22 protein-coding genes and 1 pseudogene are annotated in these 19,428 nt (G+C 70.4%); 12 read left to right on the top strand and 11 right to left on the bottom strand.

What is annotated here, in order from left to right:
* Positions 1-34 precede the first annotated feature (34 nt).
* The 4 genes from AB0I51_RS27195 to AB0I51_RS27180 form a co-directional block, all read right to left on the bottom strand.
* Positions 35-1,342 (bottom strand): DUF692 domain-containing protein, encoded by a 1,308-nt coding sequence (locus AB0I51_RS27195; protein WP_362979410.1) that lies wholly within the window; start codon positions 1,340-1,342, stop codon positions 35-37.
* Between the two features lie 155 nt (positions 1,343-1,497).
* Entirely contained in the window at positions 1,498-2,286 is a 789-nt protein-coding gene (locus AB0I51_RS27190; RefSeq protein ID WP_362979408.1) for a DUF4142 domain-containing protein, read from the bottom strand.
* A 133-nt stretch (positions 2,287-2,419) separates the two neighbouring features.
* Complete coding sequence (locus tag AB0I51_RS27185) at positions 2,420-3,031, bottom strand: TIGR03086 family metal-binding protein (RefSeq protein ID WP_362979406.1); 612 nt, start codon at positions 3,029-3,031, stop codon at positions 2,420-2,422.
* An 82-nt stretch (positions 3,032-3,113) separates the two neighbouring features.
* Positions 3,114-3,797, bottom strand: coding sequence for a TetR family transcriptional regulator (locus AB0I51_RS27180; RefSeq protein ID WP_362979404.1), 684 nt, complete (start codon positions 3,795-3,797; stop codon positions 3,114-3,116).
* A 45-nt stretch (positions 3,798-3,842) separates the two neighbouring features.
* On the opposite strand from AB0I51_RS27180, the gene AB0I51_RS27175 reads away from it, so the two are divergent.
* From AB0I51_RS27175 to AB0I51_RS27135, 9 genes are all read left to right on the top strand, one after another.
* Complete coding sequence (locus AB0I51_RS27175) at positions 3,843-4,298, top strand: hypothetical protein (protein ID WP_362979402.1); 456 nt, start codon at positions 3,843-3,845, stop codon at positions 4,296-4,298.
* A 150-nt stretch (positions 4,299-4,448) separates the two neighbouring features.
* Entirely contained in the window at positions 4,449-5,270 is an 822-nt protein-coding gene (locus tag AB0I51_RS27170; protein WP_362979400.1) for an ABC transporter ATP-binding protein, read from the top strand.
* Positions 5,271-5,287: 17 nt separating this feature from the next.
* The gene (locus AB0I51_RS27165) at positions 5,288-6,145 is read left to right on the top strand and encodes an ABC transporter permease (RefSeq protein WP_362979610.1); all 858 of its coding nucleotides are present in this window, start codon (positions 5,288-5,290) and stop codon (positions 6,143-6,145) included.
* Between the two features lie 136 nt (positions 6,146-6,281).
* Positions 6,282-7,391, top strand: a complete 1,110-nt coding sequence (locus tag AB0I51_RS27160) for an ABC transporter substrate-binding protein (protein ID WP_362979398.1) — start codon at positions 6,282-6,284, stop codon at positions 7,389-7,391.
* A gap of 38 nt (positions 7,392-7,429) precedes the next feature.
* Entirely contained in the window at positions 7,430-8,491 is a 1,062-nt protein-coding gene (locus AB0I51_RS27155; protein WP_362979396.1) for an LLM class flavin-dependent oxidoreductase, read from the top strand.
* Positions 8,491-9,150 carry an isochorismatase family cysteine hydrolase gene (locus AB0I51_RS27150; protein WP_362979394.1) on the top strand — a complete coding sequence of 220 codons (660 nt, stop codon included), beginning with the start codon at positions 8,491-8,493 and terminating at the stop codon, positions 9,148-9,150. The genes AB0I51_RS27155 and AB0I51_RS27150 overlap by 1 nt, the downstream gene beginning before the upstream one ends.
* Positions 9,147-10,481, top strand: coding sequence for an NtaA/DmoA family FMN-dependent monooxygenase (locus AB0I51_RS27145; protein WP_362979392.1), 1,335 nt, complete (start codon positions 9,147-9,149; stop codon positions 10,479-10,481). The genes AB0I51_RS27150 and AB0I51_RS27145 overlap by 4 nt, the downstream gene beginning before the upstream one ends.
* A 1-nt stretch (position 10,482) precedes the next feature.
* Positions 10,483-11,892 (top strand): MFS transporter, encoded by a 1,410-nt coding sequence (locus AB0I51_RS27140; RefSeq protein ID WP_362979390.1) that lies wholly within the window; start codon positions 10,483-10,485, stop codon positions 11,890-11,892.
* Entirely contained in the window at positions 11,892-12,467 is a 576-nt protein-coding gene (locus AB0I51_RS27135; RefSeq protein ID WP_362979388.1) for a flavin reductase family protein, read from the top strand. The genes AB0I51_RS27140 and AB0I51_RS27135 overlap by 1 nt, the downstream gene beginning before the upstream one ends.
* Here AB0I51_RS27135 and AB0I51_RS27130 read toward each other — a convergent pair.
* A complete protein-coding gene (locus tag AB0I51_RS27130; protein ID WP_362979386.1) occupies positions 12,448-13,341 on the bottom strand; it encodes a DUF2236 domain-containing protein in 894 nt (297 codons plus the stop codon). The genes AB0I51_RS27135 and AB0I51_RS27130 overlap by 20 nt on opposite strands.
* A 194-nt stretch (positions 13,342-13,535) precedes the next feature.
* On the opposite strand from AB0I51_RS27130, the gene AB0I51_RS27125 reads away from it, so the two are divergent.
* On the top strand, positions 13,536-14,180 hold the full coding sequence (locus AB0I51_RS27125; protein ID WP_362979384.1) for an isoprenylcysteine carboxylmethyltransferase family protein: 645 nt from the start codon (positions 13,536-13,538) through the stop codon (positions 14,178-14,180).
* A gap of 20 nt (positions 14,181-14,200) precedes the next feature.
* On the opposite strand, the gene AB0I51_RS27120 is transcribed toward AB0I51_RS27125, so the two are convergent.
* Positions 14,201-14,956, bottom strand: a complete 756-nt coding sequence (locus tag AB0I51_RS27120) for a peptidyl-tRNA hydrolase (protein ID WP_362979382.1) — start codon at positions 14,954-14,956, stop codon at positions 14,201-14,203.
* A 180-nt stretch (positions 14,957-15,136) separates the two neighbouring features.
* Here AB0I51_RS27120 and AB0I51_RS27115 point away from each other — a divergent pair, with 180 nt between their 5' ends.
* Together AB0I51_RS27115 and AB0I51_RS27110 are read left to right on the top strand one after the other, a co-directional pair.
* Positions 15,137-16,018, top strand: coding sequence for an ATP-binding cassette domain-containing protein (locus tag AB0I51_RS27115; RefSeq protein ID WP_362979380.1), 882 nt, complete (start codon positions 15,137-15,139; stop codon positions 16,016-16,018).
* Positions 16,019-16,023: 5 nt separating this feature from the next.
* The gene (locus AB0I51_RS27110) at positions 16,024-16,695 is read left to right on the top strand and encodes an ABC transporter (RefSeq protein WP_362979608.1); all 672 of its coding nucleotides are present in this window, start codon (positions 16,024-16,026) and stop codon (positions 16,693-16,695) included.
* Here the strand turns inward: AB0I51_RS27110 and AB0I51_RS27105 are convergent.
* From AB0I51_RS27105 to AB0I51_RS27085, 5 genes and pseudogenes are all read right to left on the bottom strand, one after another.
* Positions 16,687-16,830 (bottom strand): hypothetical protein, encoded by a 144-nt coding sequence (locus tag AB0I51_RS27105; protein ID WP_362979378.1) that lies wholly within the window; start codon positions 16,828-16,830, stop codon positions 16,687-16,689. The genes AB0I51_RS27110 and AB0I51_RS27105 overlap by 9 nt on opposite strands.
* A gap of 47 nt (positions 16,831-16,877) precedes the next feature.
* Positions 16,878-17,720: a polysaccharide deacetylase family protein gene (locus tag AB0I51_RS27100; protein ID WP_362979606.1), complete on the bottom strand. Its 843-nt coding sequence runs from the start codon at positions 17,718-17,720 to the stop codon at positions 16,878-16,880.
* 56 nt (positions 17,721-17,776) lie between these two features.
* Positions 17,777-18,652, bottom strand: a complete 876-nt coding sequence (locus tag AB0I51_RS27095) for a PPK2 family polyphosphate kinase (RefSeq protein WP_362979376.1) — start codon at positions 18,650-18,652, stop codon at positions 17,777-17,779.
* A gap of 59 nt (positions 18,653-18,711) precedes the next feature.
* The gene (locus tag AB0I51_RS27090) at positions 18,712-19,266 is read right to left on the bottom strand and encodes a YbhB/YbcL family Raf kinase inhibitor-like protein (RefSeq protein WP_362979374.1); all 555 of its coding nucleotides are present in this window, start codon (positions 19,264-19,266) and stop codon (positions 18,712-18,714) included.
* A gap of 9 nt (positions 19,267-19,275) precedes the next feature.
* A pseudogene (locus AB0I51_RS27085) lies at positions 19,276-19,428 on the bottom strand (slipin family protein); the annotation flags it as partial.

Genomic DNA, 19,428 nt, shown 5'->3' with positions numbered 1-19,428 from the left:
CTTCCAAGGCCCCTCCCGGCCCTTCCCCGACCCGTCAGCGGCGCAGCAGCACCCGCCGGGTGGCGCGGGCGAGCCGGACCGCGGGCCGCGTCGATCGCGGGGCCGGTCCCGAGCGCTCCAGCCACCACTCCCGCAATTCCCGCCGCACCTCGGCGTTCTCCGGCCCGCCGGAGAGCAGCAGCTGCCCGGCGAAATCCAGTGCGTCCCGCCGGTAGCCGCTGGTCATGGGGTGCCTGTGCGTGTACGCGAGGAAGGCCGGCCGGTACGCGTCCCCGAGGATCTCGGGCAGTTCGGGAGCCACCTTCGCCACGACATCGGCCCGCTTCGCCCCGAGCGCCCGCGCCTGTACCCCGAGCCGCACCCGGTCGAACCCTTCGGGCACCGGAGTACCGGCGACCAGCGCGGAGAGCAGCGCGGTCTCGGCGAGGGCGAGACGCTGGCGGGCGGCGGCGGGAGCCCGCGGTGCGGCTGCCGGGGTTGCGGCAGCCGTCCGCCGTGCCTCGCCGGCCGAGCGCGCCCGCCCGCTGTCCAACGCCCCGCGAATCGACGTCAACTCCCGCTCCAGTTCCGCCGCTTCGGGGAAGTTGTCGTCGCGCTCCAGCAGCACCCCCGGCGGGGAGACGCGGGACGCCAGGTCGGTGAGGATGCCGAGGACCGGGGCGGGCACGGGGTGGGCGTGGCTGTCGTGCCAGACGCCGTCGCGTTCGACGCCGCCCGCGACATGGACGTAGGCGATGGCCTCGACGGGGAGTTCGGCGAGGGCCTTGGCCGGGTCCTCGCCGCGGTTGACGTGGTTGGTGTGCAGGTTGGCGACATCGATGAGGAGGCGTACCCCGGTGCGGTCGGCCAGTTCGTACAGGAACTGGCCCTCGCTCAGCTCCTCGCCCGGCCAGGCGAGCAGCGCGGCGATGTTCTCGACCGCGAGCGGCACGGGCAGCGCGTCCTGGGCGATGCGGATGTTCTCGCACAGCACGTCGAGGGCGTCCCGGGTGCGTGGCACGGGCAGCAGGTGGCCGGCTTCGAGGAGCGGGGAGGCGGTCAGCGGGCCGCCCGCGCGGACGAACGCGATGTGCTCGGTGACCAGCGGTGAGCCGAGGGCCTCGGCCCGCTCGGCGAGCGCGGTCAGCCTGCCCTCGTCCGGCCGGTCGGCGCCGCCGAGGCCCAGGGAGACACCGTGCGGGATCACGGTCACGCCGCGCTCGCGCAGCCGTAGCAGCGATTCGGGGAGGTGGCCGGGGCAGAGGTTCTCGGCCACGGCCTCGACCCAGTCGATGCCCGGCAGGTGTTCCACGGCGTCCGCCATCTCCGGCCGCCATCCGATGCCCGTCCCCAGTCGTTCCATCGCCCGTCCCCGTTCTCGATGTCCTCGCCGAAATCCATCCACTCCACAAGACCGCTGTTCGGTGTGACGGAGGTATCGCCCCCGGGCCCGGCCCCGAACCCCGGCCGTGTCACCTTCAGAGGAACATTTGAGGTTCGGGGCCGGGGCCCGGCCGGCTAGCCCAGTACCCCATTCGAGTCGACCGGATCCGGTCGCCCGGTGTTGACCGTGCCCGGCGCGCCCGGGGACGGCCGTGAGGTGGTCCCGATGTTCGGGCTGGCCACGGCGGCCGGTGCCGAGGGCACCACCTGACCGGGTACGGGTGCGGCGGGACCGGTCGGGCTGGCGGTGGAGGCGTTCGCGATTCCGTTGGCGATGGCGTCGAAGTCGACCCGCCCGGTCTTCTCCAGCACCGTGATGTGGTCGAGCACGGTCTGGTTGGCGTCCGAGGCCAGCTGTCTCACCAGCGTGTTGCGGGTGGTGTTCCGTACGGCGCCGATGGCCGGGAAGATCTTGCCGTGCGCGGACCGCAGCAGGTTGGCGAACTTGTACTCGTACTCCGCGCCGGTCGCCGCGCTCATCTCCCGCAGCCAGCCCTGCTGTTGCTCGTTCGGCACGTTGGGCAGCGCCACGTTGAGCTGGGCCGCGATGATCCGCACCCGCTTGTCGAGGTCGGTGTGGCCGACGATGAGATGGTCCCCGGCCTCCTTGATCGCCTGGCTGGGCGCCCGCTCGACCGCCTGCTGCCCGGCCGGCAGCTCCCACAGCCCGGCCAGCCGCACCCGCACGATCAGATCCCGGTCGGCGGCCGTCAGCGGACCCCACTGCGTGTTCACCGTGCCCGCCGCCACGTTCGCCTGACCGGTGCCCGCGCGGTCGGCGTACGACCACACGGGAAAGACGAGTGCGCCGGTTGTGGCGAAGATAGCCGCGATGAGCACGGTCGTGCCGTTGATACGACGCAAGGGAGCCTCCCGGGGAAACCAACTGGTCGTTGGAGAAGTTGACGCGTGGCCAGTGCCTGGAGGTACGCGCGGGCAGGTCGCCTTGTTCAAAGGGAGGGCAGTTTTGCTCAAAGGGCAGGCAAAGAGGGCGAGTTCAGCGGCTCTTGACGGGCCAGCGCTCCGGCGCCCGGCCCAGCAGCCGTAGCGCCTCGTCGAGCGGGCCGGCGTCCGGCGGTACGTCGAACGCCGGGGCGAAGGCGAACCCCGGGCCGCGTCCGGCCGGGTCGGTGGGCACCAGCTTGGCCACCACGAGCGCGATGTCCAGGACGTCGTCCGACAGGTCCGGCGCTGTGCCGAGGGTGGCGGCCACGTCCCAGGCGTGGACGACGTAGTCGATGAAGTGGAAGCCGATCGCGGTCCGGCCGGGGAAGCTCATGCCCAGCTCCGGCAGGGCGAACTCCCGCTCGGTGGCGCCGGGTTCGGCGAACGCGGCGAGGACGGCCGTGGCTGCCGCGCGGTGTGTCCGGACCGGGTCGCCCATGTCCTCCGGCTCCCGCCAGTACGCCCTGTCCCGGCCCGCGCCGCGCGCGGCGGCCGCGAACCCGTGATGCTGCGCGGCCATGTGCGCCACGAGCCGCCGCAGGTCCCACCCCGCACAGGGCGTGTCCCGCTCCCAGTCCTCCTCCTGCGCCAACTCCACTACGCGCAGGGCCTCGTACACGGCGATCCGGTCGAGCTCGACGATGTCCGTTCCGCTGGCAGTCATGGGACTGACGCTAAAACTGTGCGAACGATCGTGCTACTTGTTTTTCGGCCGAGGTGACGCAGGGGCTGAAGTGCCGTGAGGATTACGGGACTTGCGGGACCCTCGAAGGGTCCGTGGCCGCTCCCCGCAGCCGCGACGCGATGCCGACGCGCGCCCGGCGGTATGCGGTCTCCTCGTCGTGCAGTACGGACACCACGTTGGCTGTCTCCATCAACGCGACCAGTTCGAAGGCGAGTTGGGGTATGTCGGTATCGGTCCGCAGCTCGCCCGCGTCCCGCGCCCCGGCGATCGTCCCTTCCACGAAGGCCGTCCAGTCCCGCTGTGCGCGCACCACCGCGTCGTGCACCGGACCGGACCGGGCGTCGAACTCGGCGACGACCTCGTAGAAGAAGCAGCCGCCCGGGAAGACCCGCCCCCGCGAGTACTCCAGCCACAGTTCGCACAGCCGCCACAACCGGCCGACCCCGGCGGGGAGTTCGACGGCGGGCCCGATGACCTTCCCGGTGTGGATGCGGGCGGCCTCGCGGACGGTGGCCAGTTGCAGCTCCTGCTTGGAGCCGAAGAGCGCGAACACCCCGCTCTTGCTTAGCCGCAGCTCGGTCGCCAACCGGCCGACGGACAGCGCCTCCAGGCCCTCGACGGAGGCGATGTCGACGGTACGGCGCAGGATCAGCCGCCGGGTACGGTTGCCCCGCTCGACCCGGCCGTCGAGACGTGTCGTGCCCGCACCCTCGTCAGGTGTCCTTGTCGCTCCGCCGGCTCTCATGGTGGTCCACCCTAAGCAACACGGGGGAAACGGACACTTCCTAGGATGCGGCGGGTGCACCTGACCGTCCTTGACGCCCCCACCGAGTGGAGCCGCTTCGCCGAGGGTTCCGTCGAACGCCGCATGCTGCTCGCGCTCGGCGACCTGCTCGGCACCCCGCTGCGCCCGAAGCCGCTGATGCTGCCCGACGGCAGCCGCGTCGAGGTCGAGGGAATCGATCCCGCCTGCCGTGTCCTCGTCCAACTCGTCGGCAATCAGGGTGCCTACAAGCCCGCCTACCGCAACAAGGTCATGGCGGACATGTTCAAACTGCTCTGGCTGCGCGAGTCCGTACCCACCGCCGAGCGTGCGGTCCTCCTGGTCAGCGAGCTGATCGTGCAGGCCCTCGGCGGCTGGGTCGCGCGCGCCGCGGCCGACCTCGGGATCGAGATCCACGTGTACGACGGCAGTGCGGCCGTCCCGCTCCGACTCCCGTCGCGGCCAGACGTAAAACGCCCGTAACAGACGAATGCGGTGTCCCGAAACACAATCTTCCTACGGTCGGGGGCACCTAAGCGGATTTCCGCGTGGCAGTCAGTCGCACTCGCTACGCACGCTCTCCGACTTCCAGGATCGGGCACTCGTGCCCGCGACATGGATGGGAGCGTGAAGGTGACTGGTACGCCAGCACTCGAACTGCGGTCGGTGCGAAGGGTCTACGGGTTCGGGTCGGCGGCGACCACGGCCCTCGACGACGTCCACCTGACGGTGCCGTCGGGCCGTTTCGTCAGTCTCATCGGCCCCAGCGGCTGCGGAAAGTCGACCCTGCTGCGGCTCGTCGCGGGGCTCGAACAGCCGGACGGCGGCGAGGTGTCGGTGCACGGTGTGACACCGGCACAGGCATGCGCGGCCAAACTGATCGGACTCGTCCCGCAGAGCCCCGCGCTGCTGCCCTGGCTGTCCGTACTGCGGAACGTCACGCTGCCCCAGAAGATCAACCGGGGCGCGGCCGGGCGCCGGGAACGCATCGCCGACTTCACCGGGCGCCGGACGGCCCCCGACATGAAGGAACTCCTCGTCAAGGCCGGCCTCGGCGACGCCCTGCACAAACTCCCGGCCCAGCTCTCCGGCGGGATGCGCCAACGCGCCGCGATCGTCCGGGCGTTCGGCCTGCAACCCGACGTGCTCGTGATGGACGAACCCTTCTCGGCGCTCGACGAGTTCACCCGCGAAAGCCTTCAGGACCAACTCCTGGATTTGTGGGCGGAGTTGCGGACCACCGTCCTGTTCGTCACGCACTCCGTTTCCGAGGCCGTACGGCTCTCCGACACCGTCGTCGTCATGGCGCCGAACCCCGGCCGCGTCGTCGAGAGCATCGACGTCGACCTGGCCCGGCCGCGCGGTGAACGGCTCTTCGGGGAACGGCGGTTCCACGAGTACGAAGACCTGGTGAGAGAGCGGCTGCGGCGCGCCTGGCACAGCGAAGCCGCGTGAGTGGGGGCGTGGACGACATGACCGTGGCCGACGAGCGCACCACCGCACCGGCACCGGCCGGGCCCCGGCCGCCTGCCGAACCCTCCCGCTTCAGCCTCAAGCACCCGAGGTCGCGGATCGCCTGGATCCGTCCGGCCGTCTGGCTGCCCCTCGTCGTGATGCTGGCGATCCTCGCCGGGCTCTGGCAGTGGGGGGCCGAGCAACTTCCCTATCTGCTACCGCCGTTGTCCGACGTCGGCAGTTCGCTCACCGGCAATTTCGGCTACTACGTCCACAACGCCCTTGTCACTCTGGGTGAGGCGACGGCCGGGCTGGGGATGGGCTTCGTCGGAGCGTTCGTCCTCGCCGTGCTGACCAGTGAACTCCCGCTGGTGCGGCGGGCGGTGATGCCGGTCGCGGTCGTCCTCAACGTCACCCCGCTGGTGGCGGTCGCACCGGCCCTGGTCGTCGCCTTCGGCTTCGGGCCGATGCCCAAGCTGATCATCACCGGGCTGATCTGTTTCTTCCCGATCCTCATCAACACGGCCACGGGGCTGCGGTCCGTGCCGAAGCAGGTGTTGCAGGTCTACCGGACGATGGACGCGAGCCGGGTCGAACTGCTGTGGCATGTGCGGGTGCCCAACGCGCTGCCGTATCTCTTCGCCGCGCTGCGGATCGTCCTTCCGCTGTCGATCATCGGGGCGGTGGTCGCCGAGATGTCGGCGTCCGGATCCACGGGGGGTCTGGGGACGGCGATCAGTGTGGCCTCCTCCATGAACCAACTCCCGGTTGTCTACGCCTCGATCCTCGTCCTCGCGGTGATGGGCGTGCTGTTGCTGCTCGCCGTGACTGTCGTCGAGCGGCGTGTGCTGCATTGGCACGACAGCACGAACTGAGCCTGACAGCACGGTTGTTGTCTGCGGGCCCGGTGGGGGCTGGTCGCGCCCACGCGGCGGAGCCGCAGATCGATACAGTCCCGCGCCCCTTTGGGGCGCTCAACTCACCGGCATTGACGCCAGTTTGGAGTCACCCATGTCCCGTCATCGCCTCACCAGATCCGCCCTCGTCGCCACCGCGCTGACGCTCGGAGTCGCCGGATGCGGCTCCGGGTCGAGTGACAGCACCTCAGCCGGTGCTGCCGGTTCCGCGATATCCGCGAAGCGTTGTGCCGAGAACAAGGCCGCAGGGAAGATCACGTATCTCTCCGGGTACCAGTTCCAGTCGTCCGTCTCGATCCTCGAATACATCGCCGCCGCCAAGTTGGGCTATTTCAAGGACCTCTGCCTCACCGTCGACCTCAAGCCCGGCAGCGGCGACACCGCGCAGAACACCAAGCTGCTCGCCGGCGGACAGGCCACCGTGTCCGCGATCTCCGAGCAGGACCTGATCCAGGCGCAGGCCAACGGGATCGACATCAAGGGCATTTCCTCGTACTCGAACGCCGGTCTCGACATCCTGATGACCAACAAGGACATCACCGACCTGACCCGGCTCGACGGCAAGGTCGTCGGACACAAGGGCTACGTCCCCGCCGCCGTCGAGGCGATGCTCGTCAAGGCCGGCGTCAAGTGGAGCTCGCTCAAGCTGGTCAAGGAGGGCTACGACCCCTCCGTACTGCCCCGGAAGCAGGGCGGCCTCGAAGCGCTCACCGGGTTCATCTCCAACGAGCCCAACCAGCTCAAGGCGGCCGGCAAGGACGTCACCGTGTGGAAGCCGGTCGACTACAAGATCCCCAGCTCCATCGGCGCGATGGCGGTGAACCCGGCGTTCGCCAAGGCCCACCCGCACGCCGTCGAGGACATTCTGCGGGCGGCCCTGCACGCGTACGCGTACTGCTCCTCCAGCGAGGCGCACATCACCGAATGCGTCGGCTACGCGGCCAAGTTGTCCGGGCCCACCTACGACAAGAAGCTCAACGCCACGATCTGGAAGACCGAGACGCAGGTCGTCAAGGAGAACCGGACGCCCGGACAGCCGCTCGGTGGCATCGACACCGACAACGTCACCCAGCTCGTCGCCATGCTGCACCAGTTCAAGATCGTGCCGAGCAGTGTGACCGCCGCCAAGGCCCAGGGGTGGTTCGACACCTCGTTCGTCAAGGACATCTACAGCGGCGACAAGCTGGTCTGGCCCGCGCCGTAAGAAGCAAGAGACCGCAGAGCCGTAGAAAGGCCCGCAACGTGCCCGCGAAAGAGTACGGAATCTTCCTTCCCATCGGGAACGGCGGCTGGATGCTGTCCACCACCGCGCCGCACCCCGAGGCGACCTACGCGTACAACAGGCGTGCCGCCCTGCACGCGGAGAACATCGGCCTCGACTTCGTCATGTCGATGGCCAAGTGGCGTGGTTTCGGCGGGAGTACGGACCACTGGGGCCGCTCGCTGGAGTCGATGACGATGATGGCGGCGCTCGCCGAGGCGACCAGCCGGGTCAGGATCTGGGCGACCCTGCACGCCAACATCCACAACCCCGCCGTCGCGGCGAAGATGCTCACCACCCTCCAGGACATCTCCGGCGGCCGGGCCGGGATGAACATCGTGAACGGCTCGTACGCCGGGGAGTTCGAGCAATTCGGCGACTGGGACCCGGAGTTGAGCCACGCGGACCGCTACCGGATGACGGAACTCTGGACCGAGGCCGTCACCCGGCTGTGGACCGAGGACTCGGTCACCATGCGCACCCCGTACTTCGACCTCGTCGATTGCGAGTCCCGCCCGCACCCGGCGACCCGGCCGACCGTCATCAGCGCGGGCCGCTCCGAGGACGCCCGCCGCTTCCAGGCCAAGTACGCCGACGGCGCCTTCCTCGCCGCCGACAGCCTCGACGACATGCGGTCGCTCTCCGCCGACGTGCATGCCCGCGCGAAGGCCAACGGCCGAGTCTGCAAGACCTATTCGATGCTCACCGTCGTCCAGGACGACACCGACGAACTGGCCGTCAAGAAGGTGAAGGAGTGGGGCGTGGGTGTCGACCGCGAGGCCCTCGCCCATATGCGGCACACCTGGGGCGTGCCCGAGGACCAGGCCCGCGCCTGGGCCGACGGCGCCGACGGGGAGGCGGCCTTCCAGACGCCGTACGTCGCCGGCAGCGCCCGCACGGTCACCGAGCACATCGAGTACATCGTGCGGGAGGCGGACCTCGACGGACTCATGCTGATCTTCCCGGAGTACGACGAGGACATGCTGCTGTTCGGCGACACCGTGCTGCCCGCGCTGCGCGCCCGCGACGAGGTGGCGGCCTGATGTCCGACCTGCGCGACAGACAACTCGCTCAACTCGCCGGTTCGTTCAGCAGGCCCGCGCTGGTCGTGGTCGACGTGCAACGGGACTTCGCCGACCCGGACCGGGTCGGGGCGTACGGCCTGACGGACGGGGCGCTGGCGGCACTGGGCCGGACGGTCACCCGTATCGCCGAACTCGTCGACGCCGCACGCGCCGCCGAAGTACCGGTCGTCTGGGTCGAGTTGGGAAGCGACCCGGCACGGCCGTGGCGGTCGAGCAACTGGCTGCGCGAGGGCGACTACGACGCACCCATGAGCCCGGACGAGCCGTGCCGGATCGGGACGCCCGGCGCCGAGTGGTACCAAATGGAGCCTGCGGAAGGGGAGTTGCGGGTCGTCAAGCGCGGCTACAGCGGCTTCCTCGGCACCGACCTCGAAGCACGGCTGCGCGCGGCCGGCTGCGACTGGCTCACCGTCGTCGGCCTGACGAGCGAGTGCTGCGTCTACGCCACCGCCCAGGACGCCGTCCAACTCGACTGGCCCGTCGTCGTGCCCCAGGACACGACGACCGCCTACGACCACCACGTCAACGCCGCCGCTCTCTTCCAACTCGGCCTGAACGTGGCTGTGTTGAGCGATGCCGGCGAGGTTGTCGAGCTGTGGAAGAAGGCCGTGCGATGACCGGAATGCGCATCGGCTACGACCTCTCCTTCACCCACACCGAGGGCGCCTGGGCACGCCAGGGTTCCTGGATCGGGCGGGACTTCCCCGACGTCCGCATGTTCATGGAACTCGCGCAGACCGCTGAACGCGCTGGCGTCGGCCTGCTGTTCTTCGGAGACGGCAGCGGCATCCCCAGCACCTGGCGCGGCAGCATCGCGCCGGCCGTCGAGTGGGGCATCCAGTGGCCGCGCCACGACATGTCACCGGTCATCGCCGCGATGTCCACGGTGACGGAGAAGGTCGGCTTCGGGCTGACGTACTCCTCGACGTTCATGCATCCCTTCTACGTCGCCCGGCTGTTGAACTCGCTCGACCATGTGACCGGTGGCCGTATCGCCTTCAACGTGGTCGCCTCCACCCGCGGCGCCGACGCGGCCAACTACGGGTTCGCCGAGCTGATGGACCACGACCTGCGCTACGAGCGGATGGAGGAATTCGTCGACGTCTGCCGGGCGTTGTGGGACTCCGTCGCGCCGGACGCCATCGTCCGCGACCGGAGCACGGGACGTTTCGCCGACCCCGCGAAGGTCCACCCCATCGACCACGAGGGGCGCTTCTTCACCGTCAAGGGACCGCTCGCGTCCGTACCCGGCCCGCAGTACCACCCGCTCATCGTGCAGGCGGGCAACTCGCCCCGGGGCATTGCCGCTTCGGCCCGCTTCGCCGACCTCGTCTTCGGCTTCGGCGGACATCTGGCGAGTCAGCAGCGCCATCGCAAGCTGCTCGACGAGGCGCTGCTCGCCGAGGGACGGGACCCGGAACACGTGGGCATCCTCTGGGCCACCCAGGTGATCGTCGGCCGCACGAAGGCCGAGGCGCTGGCGCGCTGCGAGGCGGTGCACGAGTTCTGGAACGAGGAGGCGGTCGCCACCTACCTCTCGCACAACGCCGGCTACGACTTCTCGACCCTTCCGGCCTCCTTCCGACTCGGCGAACTGCGCGACGAGTTGGCGGCCGCCAACGCGAGTCCGGCGGGGCTCGTCGGCTCGCTCGTCGCGGAGTTCGGCGCGGACCACACCATGAGCCGTAGCGAGTTCTTCGCGCACGGCAGGGGGCGGGCGACCGGCCTCGACCACAGCCTCGTCGGCGATCCGGCCGCTGTGGCCGACGCGTTGGAGGAGAACTTCGCCGCCACCGGAGCACGCGGCGGCTTCATGTTCTCCAGCCCGCTGGCCATGCCCGCAGGCTTCGCCGAGATCAGCGAACTGCTGCTGCCCGAACTGCGCCGCCGTGGCGCGCTCGCACCGGCCTACCTCGGATCGACTCTCCGCGAGAACCTGGCAGTTTGAGGTGACGGCGGAGAGTCTGAGTGCGCGGCGTGACTGGTTCGCTCTCGGCAGTCTGTGCACCGGGTTCTTCATGCTGCTCCTGGACAGCACGATCACCTCGGTCGCGCTGCCGTCACTGATCAGCGGGTTGCACACCAGTGAGACCGCCACGATGTGGGTCAACAGCGGTTACCTCATCGCGTACGCGGTGCCGTTGGTCGTCGCGGGACGGCTCGGCGATCGCCACGGCCATCGACGGGTTCACCTGGTCGGGCTGGCGGCGTTCACGTTCGGGTCGCTGCTGTGCGCAACTGCCCCCGGAATCAGGGCACTTGTCGTCTGGCGGGTGGCGCAGGGCATCGGTGCCGCGCTGATGACCCCGCAGTGCCTGACCCTCATCAAGGCGCTGTTCCGGCCGCCGCGTCTCGCCGTCGCGCTCGGGGTGTGGGGCGCGGTCGGCGGAGCGGCGGTCGCTGTCGGGCCGCTGCTGGGAGGTTTCCTCGTGGCGGCCGGGGGCTGGCCCGCGGTCTTCTGGGTCAACGTCCCGGTCGGCGTCGCCGCGATGGTCGCCGTAACGGTGTTCGTGCCGGTCCTCCCACGGCAGTCGGCGCGCATCCCGGTGTGGGCTATCTGCGCGAACGCGGCCGGTGCGGGTGTGCTGGTGATCGGTATCCAGGGCACGGACGGCACGAGTGCGGAAGTGCTGGGTGTGCCGCGGTGGTTGCTGGCCGGCGTGGGTGTGCTGGTCGTGGTGGCTGTCGTCTGGCTGCAGCGCCGGGACGGTCAACGCGCCCTCGTACCGGTCGAGTTGCTGCGCAGCCGTGGGTTCGTCGTCGCGGCCTGGGCCGGTGCCGCCGCCGCTTTCTGCTCCGGGTCGGCCATGATCCCGCTGATGCTGTACCTCCAGCGGGAGCGCGGGCTCGACGCGGGCTCGGCGGCTCTCACCCTCGTACCGATGGGCGTGGTCTGCCTGTTGGGGGCGCCGGTGTCGGCCCGGCTCAACAACGGAATCGGGTCCCGCGCGGTCGCCGTCATCGGCTCCGGCGCGCTAGTCCTGTCCATCGGCACGTCGGCGGTGCTCGTCGCGACCGACGCCCCGATCGCCGCGCTGACCGCCACGTTCGCGGTGTACGGGGTCGCCAACTCCTTTGTCTGGTCGCCCCTTTCGATCGCGGCGGTGACCTCGGTCGGCCCGGACGAGGTCGGGGCGGCCTCCGGAACCTTCAACGCGATGAAGCAACTCGGAGCGGTACTGGGCAGCGCGGTCTGTGCCGTTCTGCTGGCCGGTCACGGCTACGCGGTCACCCTCGGCGGGCTCGCGGCGGTCGGGTTGCTCTGTCTCCTCGCGTCGGCGTTGCTGCGGACCGGGCCTCCGGGGAGCGGACGCCCGATCGCGCCCGCCGCGCCACAGCTGCCCACAGGAGTCGCCTGATGAAGCCCGACGCGGACGGGGGTCGCACGATGACGGCAACGGAAGGAACGGAGGGCACGGAGGGCATGGAAGGCCTGCGGAACCTGGCGGGCGTCACCTCCGATCCCGGGGAGATGACGAGGGCGTTCTCCGGGTTCCCGGCGGGGGTCGCGGCCCTCTCCGCGCGCGTCCACGGCGACCCGACCGTCATGATCGTCTCGTCGTTCGCGGTCGGCGTCTCCCACAACCCGCCCATGGTCTCCTTCGCCGCACAGCACACCTCGACGACCTGGCCGGTGCTGTCCCGCGCGCGGGCGATCGGGATCTCCGTCCTGGGCGAGGGCCACAGCGACAAGGCCCGGCAACTCGCCTCCCGCAGCAAGGCGGCCCGGTTCGCCGACCTGTGCACGGTGGAGGCGGAATCCGGTGCGATCTTCCTCGACGGCGCGCCGGTGTGGCTGGAGTGCACCGTCGAACACAGCTATCCGGCAGGCGACCACGACATCATCGTGCTGCGCGTACTGGCCATGAGGTCGGACGACGAGCGGAGTCCGCTCGTGTGGCACCGAAGGACCCTCAAGATGCTGGGGAGTTGAACGCCGGGCCGGTCCGGCGCCGGGTCTGCCGCAAGCGCTCGGGAAGCGGTCTGCGGTAGTCGGGGAGAAGGCGTTGGGCGAGGAACGCGGACTTCAGGAACAGGCGGACGGCACGCTCGCGGCGCGGGGTGAGCGTGCCGATCCGGTGCAGCCGGCAGACCCGCTCGCCGGCGAGATACCGGGTCAGGTCTCTGCCGAACGCCCGTAAGGGGACGGGGAACCAGCGCTCGGCGAAGAACTCCGTCATCGCGGTCGCCACCCGATGACCGGACTCCGTCCCCTCGTACGGTCGCGCCTCGAACTTCACGGCGAACTCGGTCATCGCGCCCCAGTCCTCGGGGAACGCCTCGTCGGCCAGCGGCCCGGACTCGCGTTCCAGGAGCCGGAAGAGGGTCCGCGCCCAGCGGTGCCAGGCGACCTTCATGCTCTCGCTCGTACCGGGCAGGCCCAGCGAGGTCTGGAGCCGGTCGGCGAACGTGGCCAGCAGGACCAGGGGATAGACGAAGTCGTCGACGTCGTCGAAGTTGCCGGGCAACTGCGGGGTCGCGCGGGCGATGGCCAGGTGGATGCGGTTGAGCCGCTCGGCGGCGGCGCGCCCCGCCGGGCTGGACAACCCGTCGACCATCCACGCCATCAAGAACTCGTTGCCGTCCTCGAAACGCCGTCGGGGCCGCTTCTCCAGCTTCGCGGTGTGGGCGAGGGTGGCGGCTCCGAAGCCCGGCTGCATCATGCGCATCGTGCCCGGATAGACCATCATCGCCAGTGCGAACTCGGGGACGCGGTGGCCGACGTAGAGCGAGATCATGCGCTCCCAGTCGGTGTCCGGGTCCATCCGGGCCAGTTCACGGTCGACCCACTTGTAGCCACGGCGCACGATCGGTTCCCCCATTCGGACTTTCAGGAGGGGGACGCCGCGGCACGCGCCCACCGATGCCCTGATCCGTCGTGATCTACGTCACCTCGACCGAGGGTGACGGACCTGTGACGGAATCTCCACCCGAGGGTGGAGCCGCTGAATCAGCCCGTGGGTGGTGGTGAACGACGCAGGTCGGGGCGCAGCCTTGTGCCATGGGATCACTACATTCCGCACTCGTGGCTCTCACCGGCGTCTGTGTCGCGATCTTCGTCGTGGCGTGGATCGCGGGCGCGGTGTACTTCGGCGTGAAGAGCGAGGCGGGCCTCGGTGGCTGGGCACGCGGCCTGCGCCGCACCCTGCCCCGGCGGCTTCTCCTGATCGTGGGCGCCTACGCGTTCTCCCTGCTCATCGGACGCACCCCGGACTCCTTCTGGCACCACCTCCGGTACTGGCAGCCCGAACTCGCCCTCCTGGGTGCCCTGATCGCCGTCGCCTCCACGGCCCTGCTGCTCTGGGCCCGTTGGGTGCTGGGCGTCATGTGGGCCAGCATCCCGCTGGTCCACGAACACCACGAACTGCGCACCGAGGGCCCGTACCGAATAGTGCGGCACCCCATCTACACCGGCCTTCTCGGCCTGGTCTTCGGCGGAATGCTGGCCTGCGGCTTCGGCGTCTGGACCGTGTTCCTGGCCGTCGCCGTCCTTTGGCTGGTGCGCCGGGTCCGGACAGAGGACGGCATGATGGCCGACCGGTTCGGTGCGTCCTACGAGGCCTACCGCGCCCGTGTCCCGGCACTGATCCCGTGGACCCGACCTGCTCCGGTCGGCCCCGGGGCTGCCGGCAGTCGGCAGGCGTAGTGGGGAGGGGGGCCACGACCTCAGCCGACAGTTCCGCGCCCCTCGTCGCCCAGTTCGCCCACCCGGTGGTGTCCCTCGACCGCGACGGTCAGTCCGGGGGCGATCTCCGTGAAGCCCGCGTCCCGGACCAACGGCCTTTCGCTGCTGATGAGTTCGGCCCACTGGGCGGGGGCGGCGGTACGCACGGAGAGCGGGAAGCCGGCCTGCCGCCAGGCGGTCCGCTCCTCGTCCGACAGCTCCCACCAGGCGAGTTGGGCGCCGTGGCCGGTCTGGGCCATCGTCTTGCCGGCGGACATGCCGAGATCGGGGTTCAGCCAGAGCACCGGGGCCGTCGGGTCCGCGTCGGCCGGCGGTTCGGGGTCGTCGAGGTCGGTGCCGGACACCTGGAGCCGGGCCAGATCCTTGGGCCAGCCGTCGAGCGGGACGGGCGGGAAGACCCGTACTTCCGCCGACTTCCCGGTCACCGTGATGCCCGGCAGCGCCTCGGCCCGCCGCCACTCGGCCCCGCGCGCCCGCCGCACCACCTTCCGGATACGCGCGTCCTGCCAGTCCCGCATGACCTGCGCCCACTCCCCGTCGCCAAGGGCCCGCTCATCGCTCAGGATCGTCAGCACGGCCCGGGCCGCCGTCTCCAATGCGTCCGTCCGCGCCGGCGGAGCATCCCGCTCGATCCGCACGACCAGGGGCAGCACGAACTGCGGAGCCTCGTCGCGCACGGTGCGCTCATTGCGGAAGGGGTCGACATCGCCGCCGGGAACGGTGGAATCACTGGTCACGCCGTCCAGTCTGCCAGGAGAGGGACCGCCCCTTGAAAACACCACTGAGAGCACCCACCCAACCAGGGGCGCGGGGCTGTGACAGTGTGCGGCTCCGCCGCGCGGGCGCGAGCAGCCCAAACGCACCCGCACCCGCCGAACGACCCACTTCCCACGGCGCTCTCGCGAAAAGATGCCCTCATGCGACGCGATCTACAGCTGGACAACGTCGGCCGCCGCTACGGATTACGCGGCCCCTGGATCCTCCGAGGCGTAAACCTCGCATTGGCACCCCGCACCCTCACCCGCATCGAGGGCCCCAACGGCACCGGCAAATCCACCCTGCTCCGACTCCTGGCCGGAATCGACGCCCCCACCGAAGGCCGCGTCACCGGCCGCCCCCGCACCGCCTACGTCCCCGAGCGCTTCCCGCAGGCGCTCCCCTTCACCGCCGAGGGCTACCTCACCCACCTGGGCACGGTGCACGGCCTCTCCCGTACGGCGGCGGCGCGCGCCGCAGACGAGTGGCTCGACCGCTTCGGGGCCACCGCCCACGCGAACACCCCTATGACCCGCCTCTCGAAGGGCAGCAGTCAGAAGGTCGCCGTGGCACAGGCCCTGCTCGCCGAACCGGACCTGCTCGTCCTCGACGAGGCATGGACCGGCCTGGACGCCGACGCCGGGGCGGAGTTGGAGCGAGCCGTGGCGGAACGCACGGCGGCCGGCGGGGCGGTCGTCTTCGTCGACCACGATCCGAGCCGCCTCACCGGCGTGCTCGACGCGACGTACACGGTTGCCGAGGGAGCCCTCAACCACCGTACGGACAAGGTCACTTCACCGTCCGGACCACAGGTCTCGGTGGACGTCCAGGGCTCGCCGGGGGGACAACTCCCTTCAGAAGCAAACCAGTTCATCACCGGATCGAGGCAACTCGCTCCCGGCTCCCACCGTCTCACCGTCCCCGCCTCCCACTCGGACGTCCTGCTCCGCGCCCTGCTGACGGCCCGTCCGCCCTGGCACGTGGTGAGCCTGAACCGATCACCGGACCCGGACCTCCCCCTCGACGACGAAGGTCCCCGATGACCGCGATGCCGGCCCTGCTCCGCTACCAGGCCGCCCTTCTCCTGCGCTCGCAACGCTGGCTGCCGCCGGTCATCCTGTACGCCGCGTTCCTGGGCATCGGCGTCCAGGGCGGGCAGCCGGTGCTCGACTCGCTCGGCTACACAGCCGCGGCCCTACTGCCGGTCGCCGCCTGGTTGGTGCGGATCTGCACGACCAACGAGCCGCCCGCGGCCCGGAGTTGTGTCGCGGCGGCGGTCGGGCCCGCGCGGGCGCACCTCGCCTGTCTGCTGGTCGCGCTGGGCACCGCGGCAGTGTTCGGCACGGCGGCTGCCCTCGTCGTCACGCTGATCAGCGATCCGTCGAGCGCGGATCACCGCACCCGGGTACCGCTCCTCGCCGCCGGGGCGGCCGGTCTGCTCGCGGTCCTGGTCTGCGCCCTGCTCGGCACGGCGGCCGGCGCGCTCACCAACTGGCCGCTGCTGCGCTCACCCGGCCGGGCGGTGCCCGCGATGCTGCTGGCGGCCCTGCTGTCGGTGGTGGTGACCGGTTCCCCGGCGCAGGCGGCGGTAAGCGGCCTGGTGACCGGCTCGCAGTCGGGCACGGTCCCGGTCCCGCTGCTCCCCCTGGCCGGGGCGGCTCTGGTCACGGCGGCCGTGACCGCCGCGACCTGCTCCCTCGCCTCCCGCCGCTCACCCTGAACAGGCGGTCCGCTGTGCCTCCTGCCACTCGCACACGGGGCACAGCGTGATCCCCTTCTGCGACGCCGGGTACTCGGTGGGCTCCCGGCACAGCACACACTCCGCGTACGCCGACGCCGACTCCTCGTCACTCATGCGACCAGCGTAAGAGGAGTGCGTGACGCAAGAGGAGTGCGCGTCCTTCAGCGGTGCCGGTCCGCCGCCCCGATCAGCTCGGAGACCTTCACGAACCGGTACCCCTTCCTGCGCAGCTCGGGCACGATCATGCGGACGGCCTTCTCGGTCGCGGGGGCGGCGCTGCGCGTGCAGTGCATGACGACGACCGACCCGGGCTTCACACCCTCCAGCACCTGCTGGGCCACGGCATCGGAGTCCGTTGCGAAGGCGTCCCCGCTCACCACGTCCCACTGCACCGCCGTGACACCGACCGCGCTCAGCGTCTTCAGCGCCTGCCGGTCGTAACACCCGCCGGGGAAGCGGAAGTAAGGCATCGCGTTCGGCACGCCCGCCTTCTTGAACGCCGTGTACGCCCGCTCCACATCGGCCTTCATCCGGTCCCGGGACACGGTCGGCAGGCCGTAGCAGTCGCCCGTGAAGGCGTAGTGGCTGTAGGAGTGGTTGGCGATCTCGAACTGCGGGTCCCGCCCGATGTCGCGGGCCTCGGCCGGATACTCGTCGGCCCATCGACCGGTCATGAACACGGTCGCCGGCACCTTCAGCGCCCGCAGCGTCGCGATGAGCTGCGGATTGTCGAAGTGCTCACCGGCCGCCGCACGCGGACCCTGATCGGCGGTCATATCGGCGTCGAAGGTCAGCGCGACGGTCTTGCCGTCCATCCGCGGACCGTTCTTGAAGACGGGGGTGAGTCCGGCGGGGCCGGGCGCGAGAGTGGGAGGCCGCGAGGTTGCGGCGGTGGGCGCGACGGGCGCCGGACGGCTGGCGTGGGGCACAGAGGGGGCGCCGCAGGCGGTGAGCGCGGCGCCGAGTGCACAGGCGGCGGCGACTCGTCGTACTCGAATGATCACCATAGGAACATAAGTCAATAAAAGTGACTAATCGGCCATAGACACGGAATAGGCCGTCAGCCGGAGTCGAGCAGCCGCTCCCGGCACTCCGCCACATCGAAGTCCGCCTTCGGATACTGCGGATCCAGTGCCGTCAGATGCTCCAGGAGCAGGCGGCTGATCGCCCAGTTGCGGTACCACTTGCGGTCGGCGGGGATCAGGTACCAGGAGGCCTCCGGGGTGGAGCAGCGGGTGAGGGCGGTCTCGTAGGCCTGCTGGTAGGCGGGCCACAGGGCGCGTTCCTCGATGTCGCCGGGGTTGAACTTCCAGCGCTTGTCCGGGTCGTCGAGGCGTTCCAGCAGGCGGCGGCGCTGTTGGTCGTGGGAGATGTGGAGGAAGCACTTGACGACCGTCACGCCGTCGTCGGTCAGGGACTCCTCGAAGCGGTTGATGCGGCCGTAGCGGTCGTTGATCTCGCGGTGGGGGGCCAGTTCGCGGACGCGGGCGATGAGGACGTCCTCGTAGTGCGAGCGGTCGAAGATGCCGATCTCGCCGGGCTCGGGGAGGGCCCGCTTGATTCGCCAGAGGAAGTCGTGCTTCCGCTCCTGCGGTGTGGGTGCCTTGAAGGCTCGGATGCGGCACCCGGAGGGGTTGAACAGGCCGATGACATGCTCGACCGTGCCGCCCTTGCCGCTGGTGTCCATGCCCTGGAGGACCAGGAGCAGGCGGCGCCGGTCACCGGCCGTGCTCGCTGCCCACAGACGTTCTTGCAGGTCGGCCAGGTGCTCGCCCATCCGGGCGGTGTCCTTGCGGCCGGCGGCCTTGTCGGCGGGGCCGCCGGGGGTGGCCCTGGCGTCGTGGGAGGAGAGGTCGACCGGTCGGCCGGTGGGGACGCGGAGCAGGTCGGCGAGGGTCTTCTTTCCGTTCTTGCGCTTTGCGCCCTTCTTGGCCATGGGGGCACCCCTTCCGGTCGGCTCCTTCGATCCTCCGGCGCGGGGGCGGGGTCCGCCAGTCAGCGCCCGTAGCGGCCGGTCAGCGTGCCCGCGGCCAGGGTGTGGCCGGTCAGGGCACGTCGTACGTCGTCGGGTGAGGCGTCGGCAGCGAGGGAGAGCTTCCTGTCGGCGGCGTACACCGAGAGGACGTAGCGGTGGGGCGCGGCTCCCTTGGGCGGGCACGGGCCGCCGTAGCCGACCTTCTTGAAGCCGTTGCGGCCCTGGACCGCGCCCTGGGGCGACTCCCCGGCCGTCAGGCGGGTGTCGCGCGGGGACACTCCCCACATCAGCCAGTGCGTGAACGTGCCGTGCGGAGCGTTCGGGTCCTCCAGGACCACGACCAGTTCGGCCGCGTCGGCGGGGACGCCGGTGAAGGCCAGGGGCGGGGACACGTCCGCGCCGTCACAGGTGTAGCGGCGCGGGACGGTGCCGTTCTCGGTGTACTCCGTACTCGTGACCGCGATCCGTTGCGAGGCACTCGGCGTGGGCGCGGACGGGCCGCTTCCGTCGTCCCCGCATCCGGCGACGCTCCCCAGCACGGCGGCCACCGCGACGATCACGAACCTCGGGCGCATGCCGCCACGCTACTGCTCGACGGCGGGCGGCGGAGGGGGCGGAGGGGACTGGGGCGGTTGCGGCTGCGCCCGTTCCAGGAAGCGCAGCAGCTCCACCGGGAACGGGAGCACGAGCGTGGAGTTCTTCTCGGCCGCGACCGCCACCACCGTTTGCAGGAGCCG

Source organism: Streptomyces sp. NPDC050549 (assembly GCF_040655035.1).
In the GTDB taxonomy this organism is placed as follows: domain Bacteria; phylum Actinomycetota; class Actinomycetes; order Streptomycetales; family Streptomycetaceae; genus Streptomyces.
The sequence above is the reverse complement of the archived record's forward strand: the minus strand, read 5'-3'. Positions and strand labels throughout refer to the sequence as shown.